The sequence below is a fragment of the Caproiciproducens faecalis genome, from assembly GCF_019448085.1.
Taxonomy (GTDB): Bacteria; Bacillota; Clostridia; order Oscillospirales; family Acutalibacteraceae; genus Caproiciproducens; species Caproiciproducens faecalis.
Genome location: NZ_JAGFNZ010000005.1, coordinates 240,167 through 253,822 on the forward strand (window position 1 = coordinate 240,167; position 13,656 = coordinate 253,822).

The window sequence follows — 13,656 nt, forward strand, 5'->3', positions numbered from 1 at the left end:
GAGACGGGCTATGATTATTTTGCCTGCAATCGATATCAAGGACGGCGAATGCGTGCGCCTGGTAAAGGGCGATTACAATACGGCACATAAAGTGGCGGAGAACGCAGTGTCCACTGCCAAAACCTTTGAAGCCGCGGGCGCTCAATGGCTGCATATCGTCGATTTAAACGGCGCAAAAGCAGCCCAGCCTGTCAATTCGGATATTATTTTCAATGTATTGCACAACACCGGAATGAAAATAGAAATCGGCGGCGGAATCAGGAGCATGGAAACGATCGATTTCTATCTTTCCCATGGTATTTCCAGGGTGATTCTGGGTTCCTCGGCGCTGAACGACCCGCAACTGGTTAAGGATTCCATTAGGGAATACGGAGAACGCATTGCGGTGGGGGTCGATGCCTTAAACGGCAAGGTTGCCGCACAGGGTTGGACAGAAACTTCAAGCATTGATTATCTTGAGCTTGCGGCGCAGATGGAACAGTATGGTGTAAAGAACATTATCTTTACAGACATTTCGCGCGACGGAACTTTGACCGGACCAAATCTGAAAATGTTGGACCAGCTGAATCATGCGGTATCCTGTAACATTATTGCGAGCGGAGGAGTCAGCAATCTCAAAGATATTGCGGATTTACTGGATTTGAAGCTCTATGGGGCAATTTGTGGGAAAGCTCTGTATACCGGTGCGCTGGATTTGGAAGCGGCAATTGCACTTTGCGGAAAGGAAAAAGCAGATGAAACGTGTTGATGTAAAGGGAAATGCCTTTATAGACCGATTCTTTCAGAAATCCGATTTGCTTCCGGCAATCGTTCAGGAATACGGAACAAACGAGGTTTTAATGCTGGCCTATATGAACCGGGAATCCATGACGAAAACATTGGAGACAGGATATACCTGGTTTTACAGCCGTTCCCGTCAGGAGCTTTGGAACAAGGGCGCGACTTCCGGACATTTGCAGAAAGTCGTAAGTATTCACGGTGACTGCGACGATGACACCCTCTTGGTTGTTGTCAAACAGACGGGCGCTGCCTGTCACACGGGAGCACACAGCTGCTTTTTTAATGAGATTTGGAGGGATAACGATGCTTGATACCTGGCAGGAGCTTTATAAAACCGTACAAAACCGAAAAGAAACTTACACAGAAGGGTCCTATACCTGCTATCTGTTTGAGAAAGGGCTGGATAAGATTTTAAAAAAATGCGGGGAAGAGTGCAGCGAAGTCATTATCGCCGCAAAGAACCACAGTAATTCCGAAACCGTACTTGAAATATCCGATCTTCTCTATCATCTCACGGTTCTAATGGTCAATGAAGGGATTTCTCTGGAAGAGGTTCAGGCGGAACTGGATAAACGAAGCGAAAAAACGGGAAACCTGAAAATCTTTCATCAAGTGGATAAAAACAGCTGAAAAAGCCGGCGCAAACGCGCCGGCTTTTTCAGCAAACAGAGCTGCGGGTTTATGACCAGCTGTGGAAATCCTTTAAAAACCAAATATCCTTTGCTTCATATTCCGAGCCGTTCAGGTAATTCAGAATTCCGGCATCCATGTCAAACGTAAATTTGAGCTTATAGGAGTAAAGCGCCTGATACGGAAACCCGGTTTGCTTATTAATCGCATTGGTACCGTATTTTCCGTCCCCCGCAAGCGGGTGGCCGATGGAAGCAAGGTGCGCGCGGATTTGATGAGTGCGTCCAGTCAAAAGCTCTACCTCAAGCAGGCTGAAATTCCCGCGTTCTTCTAAAACACGGTAGCGTGTTTTGATGGATTTTGTATCGGCGGTAGGCCTGTGAGAAATATAAACACGGTTCTGGCTTTCGTTTTTTTCCAGGAAACCTTCCAGCACAGCTTCTTTTTTCTCCATTTTTCCGTGAACAATACAAAGATAAAGCTTCTGCATTTCGCGCAGTTTTACTTTTTCGTTCATAATACGGAGCGTTTCTGCGTTTTTCGCAGCCATGACGATGCCTCCGGTATTGCGGTCAATTCGGTTAATCAGGGCCGGAGCAAATGAATTTTCGTTTTCCGGGACGTATTCCTCTTTTTTATATAAATAATGCTGCACACGGGCAATCAGCGAATCAAAATGGTAATTTTCATCCGGGTGTACGATCAGCCCCGGTTTTTTATCCAAAATCATGATGTTTTCGTCCTCATAAATGACCGTGAGCTTGTTCGGCGCTTTTAGAAAGTCGTATTCTTTTTGCTCCTGCTGAAAGAATTCGTCCTTCAGGTACATGGTAAGGACGTCGCCTGCGTTTAGCCGGGTGGAAATTTCACACCGTTTGCCGTTTATTTTGATATCTTTTTTCCGAATACTTTTGTACATCATGGATTGGGGAAGGTTGTTAAAGGATTTCGTGAGAAACTTGTCCAGCCTTTGTCCGGCATCGTTTGCGCCTATGATAATTTCTTTCATATGGAAAGGTCGCTCCTCTTTATACATCTTGCTGTCTATAAACAAAAGCAGAATCGACAGGGAATTCCGCTATTCTAAGATTATATCATGGTTTGAGGTTCAGCAACAGTCGGAAATACTTTTCAAAAGAGTTTTTTTAGTATATAATAATATGAAATATGCACGAAGGAGAACGGAATATGATAACACAGCAAAGAGTAATGGAGATATTGAAAGAGGCTGGGGTTTTGCTGGAGGGGCATTTTAAATTGACATCCGGCAGACACAGCAACAAGTATCTCCAATGCGCCAAGATTTTCCGCAATACAAGGTACAGCGAGGAGCTTTGCGCGGCTCTTGCGGAACAGTATTGTCATGACAACGTCCAAATCGTCATCGGACCCGCGATGGGAGCGGTGCAGATGGCTTACGAAGTCAGCCGCGCGCTTCAATGCGAAAACTTTTTCACAGAGCGCGGGGAAGACGGTAAAATGGTTCTGCGGCGTGGTTTTGCCGTGAATCCCGGGGACAGGGTACTTGTCGTAGAGGATGTAGTGACTACCGGCGGCTCGGTTCGCGAAGTAATTGAACTGGTCAAAGAAGCCGGTGGAAATGTCGTTGGAGTCGGTTCCATTGTTGACCGTACAGGCGGAAAGATTGATTTCGGTGTTCCCTTTAAGGCGGTCATCTCTGTGGATGTGGAATCCTGGGAACCGGAAGAGTGTCCTTTGTGTAAGTCCGGTGCTCCGGCACCCGTCAAACCTGGTAGCAGAAAAATCTAAAAGAGGATGGGAGATGAGGCTGCGTTGAAGCAAAATAAAGCACAGTTTAAGGAACAGCCCCAGAAAATAAAAAACGCAGCCCAGCCTGTACACAGTGGCCACAGGGATCGTATTAAAAACAGATTTTTAAAAGATGGACTTGAAAACTTTGAACCTCATGCGGTTTTGGAACTGCTCCTTTTTTATGGAATTCCTTTAAAGGATACGAACCCCATCGGTCACGCTCTGCTGCAGAAATTCGGATCATTATCCGGAGTTTTTGATGCACCTTATGAAGAATTGATAAAAGTGGAGGGAGTGGGAAAATCAGCCGCAACACTGATTAAGCTCATCCCTGAAATTTGTCGCCGTTACCAGGAAAATTTGGACAAAGACAAAAATGTAATTTTCAGTTATAATGAAGCAGGCAGGCATTTGATTCACAAATTTATCGGCCGTTCCGACGAAGTCATCGTTCTGATGCTTCTTGACAGCAAAAACCGGATGATTTACTGCGGCGTGGTCAATGAAGGAACCGTTACCACCGCCAATATTTATATTAAGAAAATCGTGAAGCTGGCAGTGCAGTACAACGCAGTTTATGCGATTCTGTCGCACAACCATCCAAGCGGCGATTGTATGCCGTCGAAACAGGACATAAGTTCCACCCAATGGGTATATGAAGCACTTAACATCGTGGAAATAAAGCTTATCGACCATATTATCGTGAGTGGAAACGACTATTTTTCCATTGCGAAGAGTGGGATAATGCCGGAAATTTTTGATGTCGGATTTGATACGGAGTAAAATATGGATTTTAAATTAGTTTCGCAATATCAGCCGAAGGGCGATCAGCCAAAGGCAATTCATCAGCTTGTAGAGGGATTGCAGAGCGAATATCGGGAGCAGACGTTGCTTGGTGTAACCGGCTCCGGAAAAACCTTTACAATGGCAAACGTGATTGCGCAGATGAACCGTCCCACTTTGGTTCTTGCTCACAATAAAACGCTTGCCGCGCAGCTTTGCTCCGAGTTCCGGGAATTCTTTCCGGAAAACGCGGTGGAGTATTTTGTGTCTTATTATGATTATTATCAACCGGAGGCTTATATTGCAACAACGGACACCTATATTGAAAAGGATTCTGCGATAAACGATGAAATAGACAAGCTTCGCCATTCTGCTACGTCGGCTCTTTCTGAACGCCGGGACGTCATTATCGTTGCCAGCGTATCCTGCATTTACAGCTTAGGTGACCCGATTGATTACCGTACGATGGTTATTTCTCTGCGTCCGGGGATGCAGAAAAGCCGCGACGATCTATTGAGAAAACTGGTTGAAATTCAATATGAGCGCAATGACATTAATTTTATCCGTAATAAATTCCGGGTGCGAGGCGACGTGGTGGAAATATTTCCTGCTCAGTCGAACGACACGGTGGTTCGCGTGGAGTTTTTTGGGGACGAAATAGATAGAATCAGCGAAATTAACGCACTTACCGGTGAGCTCAAGGCTGTATTAAAGCACGTTGCCATTTATCCGGCTTCCCATTACATTGTCCCGCGCGAAAAAATGCAGCGTGCCATCAATGAGCTTGAGCGCGAAATGGAAGAGCGGGTTGCGTTTTTCAAAGCCAACGACAAACTGATTGAGGCGCAGAGAATTCAGGAGCGTACTCGGTACGATATGGAAATGCTTGCAGAAATCGGATTTTGCAAGGGCATTGAAAACTATTCGCGTGTTTTGTCGGGGCGCGAACCCGGCAGTTCGCCGTTCACCCTTTTGGACTATTTTCCTAAGGACTTTTTGCTGTTTGTGGACGAGTCCCATGTGACTCTGCCGCAGGTACGTTCCATGTACGCGGGTGACCGGGCCAGAAAACAGTCACTGGTTGATTTCGGGTTCCGACTTCCATCTTCGTTTGACAATCGGCCACTGAATTTTGATGAGTTTTACAGCCATGTAAACCAGGCTATCTTCGTCAGTGCAACGCCGGGCGACCTGGAAAAAGATAAGTCGGCTCAAGTTGTGGAGCAGGTGATCCGTCCGACCGGACTGGTTGACCCGGAAATTATAGTGAAGCCGACGGATGGGCAGATTGATGATCTGATCTCTGAAATTAATCTGAGGACTGCCGACGGAGAGCGTGTACTCATTACTACCCTGACCAAGAAAATGGCGGAAGACCTGACTTCTTATCTGGAAGGAATGGGCATCCGTGTCCGATACATGCATCACGATATTGATACCGTGGAAAGGATGGAAATCCTTCGGGACTTACGTCTGGGAGAATTCGACGTGCTGGTGGGCATCAACCTGCTGCGTGAAGGACTGGATATTCCGGAGGTTTCGCTGGTAGCCATACTGGATGCGGACAAAGAAGGATTCCTGCGTTCCGAACGTTCGCTGATTCAGACGATCGGCCGTGCTGCGCGAAATGCGAAAGGACAGGTCATTATGTATGCCGATACGGTCACGCCGTCCATGGAATCGGCTATCCGCGAAACGGAACGCCGCCGTTCTATTCAGACCGAGTATAACAGGGAACATGGGATTACCCCGAAAACGATTATAAAAAAGGTTTCCGACATTTTGGAAATCTCTTCGCATAAAGACGACGAAAAGGGCAAGAAACAGAAACGTCTAAGCCCGATCGAAAGAAGGCAAATGATCGAACAGCTCACAAAGGAAATGAAAGCGGCAGCGAAGCTGCTTGAATTTGAACATGCTGCCTATCTGCGTGACAAGATCAAACAACTGAACGGTGAATAATAGCCGGCGAATCAATATGGAGGAAATTATTATCAATGACAGCAAAGAACATTTTTGTCAAAGGTGCAAGAGAACACAACCTGAAAAATATCGATATTGAAATTCCCAGAGACAAACTGATTGTTTTCACGGGACTTTCCGGCTCCGGAAAGTCTTCTCTCGCATTCGACACCATCTATGCGGAAGGCCAGCGCCGTTATGTGGAATCTCTGTCTTCCTACGCACGCCAGTTTCTTGGACAGATGGAAAAGCCGGATGTGGATTACATCGAGGGGCTCTCCCCGGCTATTTCTATCGATCAGAAAACCACTTCAAAAAATCCGCGCTCCACAGTTGGAACGGTAACGGAAATATACGATTATCTTCGTTTGCTGTACGCCAGAATTGGAGTTCCGCACTGCCCGATCTGCGGACGGGAAATCAAGCAGCAGACTATTGACCAGATTGTTGACCGTATCCTCAATCTGAAGGAGGGTACGAAAATTCAGGTGCTTGCTCCCGTAGTACGCGGGCGCAAGGGAGAACACACCAAAGAATTTGAAGCCGCCCGCAAGAGCGGTTTTGTCCGTGTACGCGTGGACGGCAACCTCTATGATCTGTCAGAAACCATTCAACTCGAAAAAAATAAGAAACATACGATCGAGATCATCGTGGACAGGCTGGTCATCCACCCCTCCATTCACTCCCGGCTGTCCGATTCCATTGAGACGGCTTCTTCGCTTTCCGGCGGAATTATTGTGATTAATGTTGCTGGGGGAGAAGACATCACTTTCTCTCAGAATTACGCCTGCCCGGAACACGGAATCAGCGTAGAAGAACTGACCCCGCGCATGTTTTCCTTTAACAATCCGTTCGGCGCGTGCCCCAAATGTACGGGACTGGGAGTCTTTATGAAAATTGATCCCGACCTTATTATCCCGGATAAGTCCCTTTCCATCAGCAAAGGCGGCCTGAAAGCCAGCGGATGGGCAATGGAAGGAAGTACGATTGCATCCATGTATATGACAGCGCTCTCCAAACGCTATCATTTTTCTTTAGATACGCCGATTGGCAAACTCCCGCCGGATATTATCGATATTCTCCTTTACGGAACAAAAGGAGAAAAAATACAGATTGAACGCAGCAACGAATACGGAAGCGGGATTTACAAAACCGAATTTGAGGGGATCATCAACAACCTTGAGCGGCGCTTCCGCGAAACGCAGAGCAACTGGATTAAAGAGGAAATCGAGTCCTATATGAGTGCGATTCCCTGCGACGCCTGCAACGGCAAGCGTCTTTCTCCAATCAGTTTGGCTGTAACCGTTGGCGGGATTAATATCAGTGATTTTTGTGACAAATCGGTCACTCAGGCACTGGATTTTATCAATCATCTGGAGCTCTCCGAGCGAGATTCTATGATCGCCAGCGCAATCTTAAAGGAAATCAGAAGCCGCCTTGGATTTCTTCAGAGCGTAGGGCTGGAATATCTGACTCTTTCCCGCTCCTCCGGTACTCTTTCGGGCGGAGAAAGCCAGCGAATCCGTCTTGCCACACAAATTGGCTCGTCACTGATGGGGGTTCTTTACATTCTTGATGAACCGAGCATCGGTTTGCATCAGCGCGACAATGATAAGCTGCTCGCCACGTTGAAACGTCTGCGGGATCTTGGCAACACTGTCATTGTTGTTGAGCATGATGAAGACACCATGCGTGCCGCCGACCATATTGTTGATATCGGCCCGGGCGCGGGTATTCACGGTGGCAATGTCGTGTTCAATGGGAAAGTAGAAGATATTGTCAAGTGCGCGGAATCCATCACCGGACAGTATTTGAGCGGCGTCAAAAAGGTGGAGGTTCCCGCGCAGCGCCGCAAAGGCAACGGGAAAAAGCTGAAAATTATCGGCGCGTCGCAGAACAATCTGAAAAATGTGAACGTGGATATTCCGCTTGGAGAGTTTGTCTGTATTACCGGAGTATCCGGTTCGGGAAAATCCTCTTTGATTAATGAAATCTTATATAAATACCTTGCCGCGGAACTGAACGGCGCAAAGTCACGCCCAGGAGCTTTTAAAGAAATTAAGGGCTTATCAGAGCTGGACAAGGTGATTGAAATCAATCAGTCGCCCATCGGAAGAACTCCTCGTTCCAACCCGGCAACCTATACCGGCGTTTTTACGGATATTCGCGAGTTGTATGCGTCTACTCAGGAAGCAAAGCTGCGCGGCTTTAATTCCGGCCGTTTTTCATTCAATGTAAAGGGCGGAAGGTGCGAAGCCTGCCAGGGCGACGGAATTATCAAAATTGAAATGCATTTTCTTCCGGACGTTTACGTTCCCTGCGATGTCTGTAAAGGCAAACGCTATAACCGGGAAACGCTGGAGATCAAGTATAAGGGTAAAAGTATCTATGACGTTTTGGAAATGACGGTGGAAGAAGGGTTGGAGTTCTTTTCCAGCATCCCGCGGATTGCGCGGAAGCTGCAGACGCTTCAAGACGTGGGGCTCGGCTATGTTAAAATCGGCCAGCCGGCAACGACTCTTTCCGGCGGCGAAGCCCAGAGGGTCAAGCTGGCCACAGAGCTTTCCAAGCGTTCTACGGGAAGAACGATTTATATTCTTGACGAACCCACTACCGGACTTCATATTGCGGATGTCCATAAGCTGATCGAAGTGCTGCAAAAACTGGTGGACAGCGGAAACACTGTGGTCGTGATTGAACACAATTTGGACTTGATTAAAACTGCCGACTACATCATCGACCTTGGCCCGGAAGGCGGAGACGGCGGCGGTGAAATCATCGCAAAGGGGACTCCGGAACAAATTGTAAAAGTGAAGGAATCCTACACAGGAAAATATCTGAAAAAGCTGTTGTAATATAAAAAAGCCTTTCGCAAAGGACATCAGTCCCGCGCGAAAGGCTTTTTTCTTTTCATAGCTGTTTCTATTTTAAAATGTCTTCCTGCAATTGCGTTTTTTTCTGGCTCAGTCTGAAGAATGACGGCTTTGTTTCTGAAATTAGAATTGACAGTAAAATCAATAAAGATCCAACGAAAATTTTCGGAGTAAGTGCCTCGTGTAAAAAAATGATGCCGAAAATGGACCCAAACAGCGATTCCAGCGACATAATCAAAGAGGCTCTGGCCGGCGGCGAATACTTTTGGCAGACCGTCTGCAAAACAAGAGCAATCAGGGTGCTGAACACGCCGATGTATAAAAGAGACAGGACGGAGTCGGTTCCCAGGCGGGCGGGAAATGTTTCCGTACAGAGGGCAACCACCAGAGAGATCGACCCTGTGACAACAAATTGCGTATAAGACAGCAGAATAGGATCATTCTTTTCGGTTAAAATACTGGTGGCTACGATCTGGGAAGCAAAGCCAACGCCGCACAGAAGGGACAGAATATCTCCAATATTCATAGTAAATCCTGCGTGCAGTGATAAAAGACCGATCCCTACAATGCATATTAATGCAGCCGCAATATTGTATAAGTCCGGCTTTTGACTGCGCAGCAGCCAATATAGAAACGGTACGACAACGACATAAATCGCTGTTAAAAAAGCGTTGTTGCCGGCCGTAGTATATTTTACGCCAATCGTCTGTAAATAATAGGATACAAAAAGCAAAACACCAAGAATAGCCCCCGATTTTATACAGTGAGCGTCTATTTTTCTGAGACGTTTGAAAAAGAAAATACTCATCAGAAAAACGGCAATGGCAAAACGGATAGCGATAATGTAGCTTGCAGGAACGGTGCTGGTAGCGTTTTTTACAACAACAAAGGCACTGCCCCAGATAATTGTGACAAAAACCAACCCTAAATCAGCAGAAAGCGCCGGGTTTTTAAATTTCAATGGTGACACCTCATTTTCATATTCCCGCATATTATAACATTATTGCGTTTTTACCGCAACAGAAAAGCGACAGATAACGCCAAAACAAATAGCAATTTTTGTATGTTCATCAATAATTTAGAATATTATTTCTTTGCTAAAGCAGAGGATTGTGATATAATAAAATTTGATTTTAACTGAGTTTAATATGGAGATGAATAATCGAATGACAGAGATAGAACAGCGCTCCGTTTGCGACGGTGTCAACTTCCGAAGTGTCAGAGATACCAAGTTTAAAACGGTGCGCATGTCCGTTAATTTTTTGCTGCCCCTCAAAGAGCAGACCGTGGCTTCCAACGCTATTCTGCCTTTCCTTCTCAGCCGCGCCAGCAGGGAATACCCTGATTTTACAAAATTAGGGGAACGTCTGGCGGAGCTTTACGGAGCCGATTTAAGCGCCGACGTACAGAAAATCGGCGATGTCCAGATGCTTTCTCTGTATGCTTCCGGTATTGCTGACAGATATACCCTGAAGGGGGAGAGCACTTCCACTGAACTCTCCAGACTGCTGTGCAGCGTGATGTTTGACCCGCCGTTTGAAGACGGTCTTTTCCCGAAGGAAGGGTTTGAACAGGAACAGCGTCAGACCATTGAAATGATTGACTCCGAATTCAATGACAAACGTACCTATGCCAGACAGCGCTGTGAAGAAATTATGTGTAAAAACGAGCCCTATGGCATCAACCGTTATGGCAGCAAGGAAGATATTAAGAACCTGGAGAGAGAGGAACTGACCGATGTTTGGCGTTATCTGATTCAAAATGCCAGAATCGAGATCATGGTTTTGGGCGACTGCGACCCTCAGCCTGTTTTTGATGGGTTTTATCATGCTTTTCAAAAGCTCGGCAAGCGGTCGACCGAATCTTGTCAGACCACCAATGTGAAAAAGGCCGATCAGGTCAACGATTTCACAGAAAAAATGGATATTGCCCAGTCCAAGCTTGTACTCGGTTTCCGCACCGGGGTTTCGCTGCAGGATGAGCAGGCGGAAGCGGTCAAGCTGATGGTCGCCCTTTTTGGCGGTACCCCCAACTCCAAGCTGTTTTTAAATGTTCGCGAGAAACTCAGCCTCTGTTACTATTGCAGCGCGCTTTATATTTCCATGAAAGGCATTATGCTGGTACAGAGCGGTGTTGAGACAAAGAATATTGAAAAAGCAAAGGATGAAATCCTTTTTCAGCTGGACGAAATAAAAAAAGGCAATTTTAGTGACGATGAAATCAATGCGGCAAAACTAAGCATGTGCAACAACTACCGTTCTCTGTCTGACTCCCTGGGCGGACTTGAAGCGTGGTATCTGTCACAGACTTTTGCAAATTATGTCAAACGTCCGGAAGAAGCGGCGGCGCTGATTAGCTCCGTTACACGTCAGCAGATCATTGATGTTGCTAACAATATCACTCTTGACACAGTGTATCGCTTGGTCGGAAACGGGGTGGAAGAAGAATGAACGTAATGAAGGAAATTAAAAGCACTCGGATTGGGGATCGCTACTTTGAGATCAGCCATTCCTCCGGTTTAAAAATCTTTGTGTATCCGAAAGAAAACTATAGTTCTACCTACGCTGTGTTTGGTACAAAGTACGGTTCTATTGATACTTGTTTTAAAACATCTGAAGAAACCGAGCCAAACTGCGTTCCGAACGGGATTGCCCATTACCTGGAGCACAAGCTGTTTGAGAGCGAAGACGGGGACGCTTTTGCGCGATATGCGAAAACGGGCGCGTCCGCAAACGCTTACACCTCCTTTGACAAAACCTGCTATTTGTTTTCCTGTTCAGAAAAGGTGTATGAATCATTGGAAATTCTGCTGGACTTTGTTCAATCTCCTTATTTTACAGAACAGACCGTCCAGAAAGAACAGGGCATCATTGGTCAGGAAATCAGAATGTATGACGACGATCCGCAGTGGCGTGTGATGTTCAACCTGCTGCGTGCCATGTACCATAAACATCCGGTCAGAATTGATATAGCCGGAACTGTTGAAAGCATTGCGGAGATTACACCGGAATTGCTGTATAAATGCTACCATACTTTCTATAATCTCAATAATATGGTATTATGTGTAGCGGGAAATGTCGATGTCTACAAAGTGCTGGAACTCTGTGACAAAATGTTGAAGCCCTCAAAGGATGTCGGCATTGACAGGATTTTTGAAGGAGAGCCGGACGGGATTGTGGAGAGCAGGGTGGAGCAAAGGCTTTCCGTTGCCGCACCGATCTTCCAGCTTGGGTTTAAGGAAAAGGCGGGGAAAAGCCGTCTGTCCGCCCGGGAAATCGCGGATACGGAAATTCTGCTAGAAATGCTGGCTTCTGACGCGTCTCCTCTGTTCCGCAGACTGCTGGACGCCGGTTTAATCAATCAGTCTTCCTTTTCGTATGAATATTTTGAGGGGCCGGGCTATGCATCGGTTATCTTTTCAGGAGAATCCAAAGATCCGGACGCTGTCGCGGAAGAAATCAAAAAAGAAATTGCCGGCATGCGTGAGCACGGACTTGATCCCGCGGCTTTTGAGCGCTCCAAAAAGGCGGTTTACGGCCGCATGGTGTCCTCCTTCAACAGCGTTGACAATATTGCCAACACGATGGCGTCTCTGGCCTTTACCGGCCATGAACTTTTTAACTATATCGATACAATTGCTTCGGCGGAACTGCAGTCCGTACAGAACAGGCTCAATTTCCAGCTTCGGCCGGAGTACTGCGCCCTTTCTGTTGTCAGACCGGTTGAAGCATAAGTATTTGCACAATTCTTCCGGCCAAAACATCCCACGCGAAGTTTTGGCCGGGGTTTAATCTGTTATTGCGCGTGGAGAAATGGTGGATTATATGTTAAATGTTCAGTTTCCGGGATTAGGTATTCATTTTACAATCAATCCAATCGCGTTTTCAATCGGTTCGCTGACCGTCAGATGGTACGGCGTAATTATTGCGGTTGGTTTTCTTCTTGCATTTCTTTATGTGATGTCAAGCTGTAAGAAGTTTAATATGGATCAGGATAAGCTTATTGATGCGGTGATCGTCGGCATTATTGGCGGAATCATCGGTGCCAGAGCTTATTATGTTATATTTGATACCAGTGACCAGTATCTGAGAAACCCGATCAGCGCCCTCTATATCTGGGAAGGCGGGCTTGGTATCTACGGCGGTATCATCGGCGGACTGCTCTGCGGCGCGCTGATAGCCAAACTGCGTAAAATCAGTATTCCCGCTATGCTGGATCTCGCCTCGCTCGGTTTCTTAATCGGACAGACCATCGGCCGCTGGGGCAACTTTGTCAATCAGGAGGCGTTTGGCCGCGAGACAACTTTGCCGTGGGGCATGGTCAGTGAGAACACCTCCGCCATTGCCAACGGCCCTGTGCATCCTTGCTTCCTGTATGAATCCCTGTGGTGCCTCCTTGGATTTGTTCTGCTACATATTTTCAGCCGCAAATTCAGAAGGTATGACGGGCAGGTTTTTCTGGGCTATCTGATTTGGTACGGCGTCGGCCGGTTCTTTATTGAAGGGCTGCGTACAGACAGCCTGATTACTCCCATTCTGCCTCTTCGCGTTTCACAGGTGGTAGCAGTGGCAACGGTACTTACCGGTGTTGCCTTAATGGTTGTTTTCCGCAACAGAACTACTCTTGCCGGATGCGGTTCACCGAAGGTGATGGCGTTGAACGCTGTGGTGGATGAGGTACCGGAAGAATTGATTGACGACGGCACAAGCACTATTTTTGACCAGAGCGCTGCTGAAGACACAACAGAAAACACCGTTCAGGAACCGGTCGAGACGGAGCCTGCCGCTGAAGAGAAGGAAATATCCGACAGAGCATCTTCCGAAGATGCAGTGAGCAAAGATACAGAAGAATAATT

General features: G+C 46.8%; 12 protein-coding genes. 10 read left to right on the forward strand and 2 right to left on the reverse strand.

What is annotated here, in order from left to right:
* The first annotated feature begins 10 nt into the window (after positions 1–10).
* Genes hisA through hisE form a run of 3 tightly spaced genes read left to right on the forward strand, consistent with a single transcriptional unit; the run spans position 11 to position 1,410 of the window.
* On the forward strand, positions 11–748 hold the full coding sequence (hisA, locus tag J5W02_RS13045) for a 1-(5-phosphoribosyl)-5-[(5-phosphoribosylamino)methylideneamino]imidazole-4-carboxamide isomerase (protein WP_219966127.1): 738 nt from the start codon (positions 11–13) through the stop codon (positions 746–748).
* A complete protein-coding gene (gene hisI / locus J5W02_RS13050) occupies positions 735–1,091 on the forward strand; it encodes a phosphoribosyl-AMP cyclohydrolase (RefSeq protein ID WP_219966128.1) in 357 nt (118 codons plus the stop codon). Before hisA ends, hisI begins: the two co-directional genes overlap by 14 nt.
* Positions 1,084–1,410 (forward strand): phosphoribosyl-ATP diphosphatase, encoded by a 327-nt coding sequence (gene hisE, locus J5W02_RS13055; protein WP_219966129.1) that lies wholly within the window; start codon positions 1,084–1,086, stop codon positions 1,408–1,410. The genes hisI and hisE overlap by 8 nt, the downstream gene beginning before the upstream one ends.
* A gap of 49 nt (positions 1,411–1,459) precedes the next feature.
* Here hisE and J5W02_RS13060 read toward each other — a convergent pair whose 3' ends face one another.
* Positions 1,460–2,419: an RluA family pseudouridine synthase gene (locus J5W02_RS13060; protein WP_219966130.1), complete on the reverse strand. Its 960-nt coding sequence runs from the start codon at positions 2,417–2,419 to the stop codon at positions 1,460–1,462.
* 179 nt (positions 2,420–2,598) lie between these two features.
* On the opposite strand from J5W02_RS13060, the gene pyrE reads away from it, so the two are divergent.
* The 4 genes from pyrE to uvrA are packed head-to-tail and all read left to right on the forward strand — an operon-like array spanning position 2,599 to position 8,783.
* Positions 2,599–3,180: an orotate phosphoribosyltransferase gene (gene pyrE / locus J5W02_RS13065; protein ID WP_219966131.1), complete on the forward strand. Its 582-nt coding sequence runs from the start codon at positions 2,599–2,601 to the stop codon at positions 3,178–3,180.
* 24 nt (positions 3,181–3,204) lie between these two features.
* A complete protein-coding gene (locus tag J5W02_RS13070; protein ID WP_255575754.1) occupies positions 3,205–3,966 on the forward strand; it encodes a JAB domain-containing protein in 762 nt (253 codons plus the stop codon).
* Between the two features lie 3 nt (positions 3,967–3,969).
* Positions 3,970–5,928: an excinuclease ABC subunit UvrB gene (gene uvrB, locus J5W02_RS13075; RefSeq protein ID WP_219966133.1), complete on the forward strand. Its 1,959-nt coding sequence runs from the start codon at positions 3,970–3,972 to the stop codon at positions 5,926–5,928.
* Positions 5,929–5,963: 35 nt separating this feature from the next.
* Entirely contained in the window at positions 5,964–8,783 is a 2,820-nt protein-coding gene (gene uvrA, locus J5W02_RS13080) for an excinuclease ABC subunit UvrA (RefSeq protein WP_219966134.1), read from the forward strand.
* Positions 8,784–8,850: 67 nt separating this feature from the next.
* On the opposite strand, the gene J5W02_RS13085 is transcribed toward uvrA, so the two are convergent.
* Entirely contained in the window at positions 8,851–9,762 is a 912-nt protein-coding gene (locus J5W02_RS13085) for a DMT family transporter (protein WP_219966135.1), read from the reverse strand.
* A gap of 205 nt (positions 9,763–9,967) precedes the next feature.
* On the opposite strand from J5W02_RS13085, the gene yfmF reads away from it, so the two are divergent.
* From yfmF to lgt, 3 genes are all read left to right on the forward strand, one after another.
* Entirely contained in the window at positions 9,968–11,251 is a 1,284-nt protein-coding gene (yfmF, locus tag J5W02_RS13090; protein WP_219966136.1) for an EF-P 5-aminopentanol modification-associated protein YfmF, read from the forward strand.
* A gap of 5 nt (positions 11,252–11,256) precedes the next feature.
* On the forward strand, positions 11,257–12,534 hold the full coding sequence (gene yfmH / locus J5W02_RS13095) for an EF-P 5-aminopentanol modification-associated protein YfmH (protein ID WP_219966180.1): 1,278 nt from the start codon (positions 11,257–11,259) through the stop codon (positions 12,532–12,534).
* 91 nt (positions 12,535–12,625) lie between these two features.
* Positions 12,626–13,654, forward strand: a complete 1,029-nt coding sequence (lgt, locus tag J5W02_RS13100) for a prolipoprotein diacylglyceryl transferase (protein WP_219966137.1) — start codon at positions 12,626–12,628, stop codon at positions 13,652–13,654.
* Positions 13,655–13,656 lie beyond the last annotated feature (2 nt).

Bases quoted from the DNA above. Each gene is read 5' to 3' on its own strand.
- yfmH (WP_219966180.1), top strand. From the start codon at position 11,257: ATGAAGGAAATTAAAAGCACTCGGATTGGGGATCGCTACTTTGAGATC.
- hisI (WP_219966128.1), top strand. From the start codon at position 735: ATGAAACGTGTTGATGTAAAGGGAAATGCCTTTATAGACCGATTCTTT.
- J5W02_RS13060 (WP_219966130.1), bottom strand. From the start codon at position 2,419: ATGAAAGAAATTATCATAGGCGCAAACGATGCCGGACAAAGGCTGGAC.
- pyrE (WP_219966131.1), top strand. From the start codon at position 2,599: ATGATAACACAGCAAAGAGTAATGGAGATATTGAAAGAGGCTGGGGTT.
- lgt (WP_219966137.1), top strand. From the start codon at position 12,626: ATGTTAAATGTTCAGTTTCCGGGATTAGGTATTCATTTTACAATCAAT.
- hisA (WP_219966127.1), top strand. From the start codon at position 11: ATGATTATTTTGCCTGCAATCGATATCAAGGACGGCGAATGCGTGCGC.
- hisE (WP_219966129.1), top strand. From the start codon at position 1,084: ATGCTTGATACCTGGCAGGAGCTTTATAAAACCGTACAAAACCGAAAA.
- yfmF (WP_219966136.1), top strand. From the start codon at position 9,968: ATGACAGAGATAGAACAGCGCTCCGTTTGCGACGGTGTCAACTTCCGA.
- uvrB (WP_219966133.1), top strand. From the start codon at position 3,970: ATGGATTTTAAATTAGTTTCGCAATATCAGCCGAAGGGCGATCAGCCA.
- uvrA (WP_219966134.1), top strand. From the start codon at position 5,964: ATGACAGCAAAGAACATTTTTGTCAAAGGTGCAAGAGAACACAACCTG.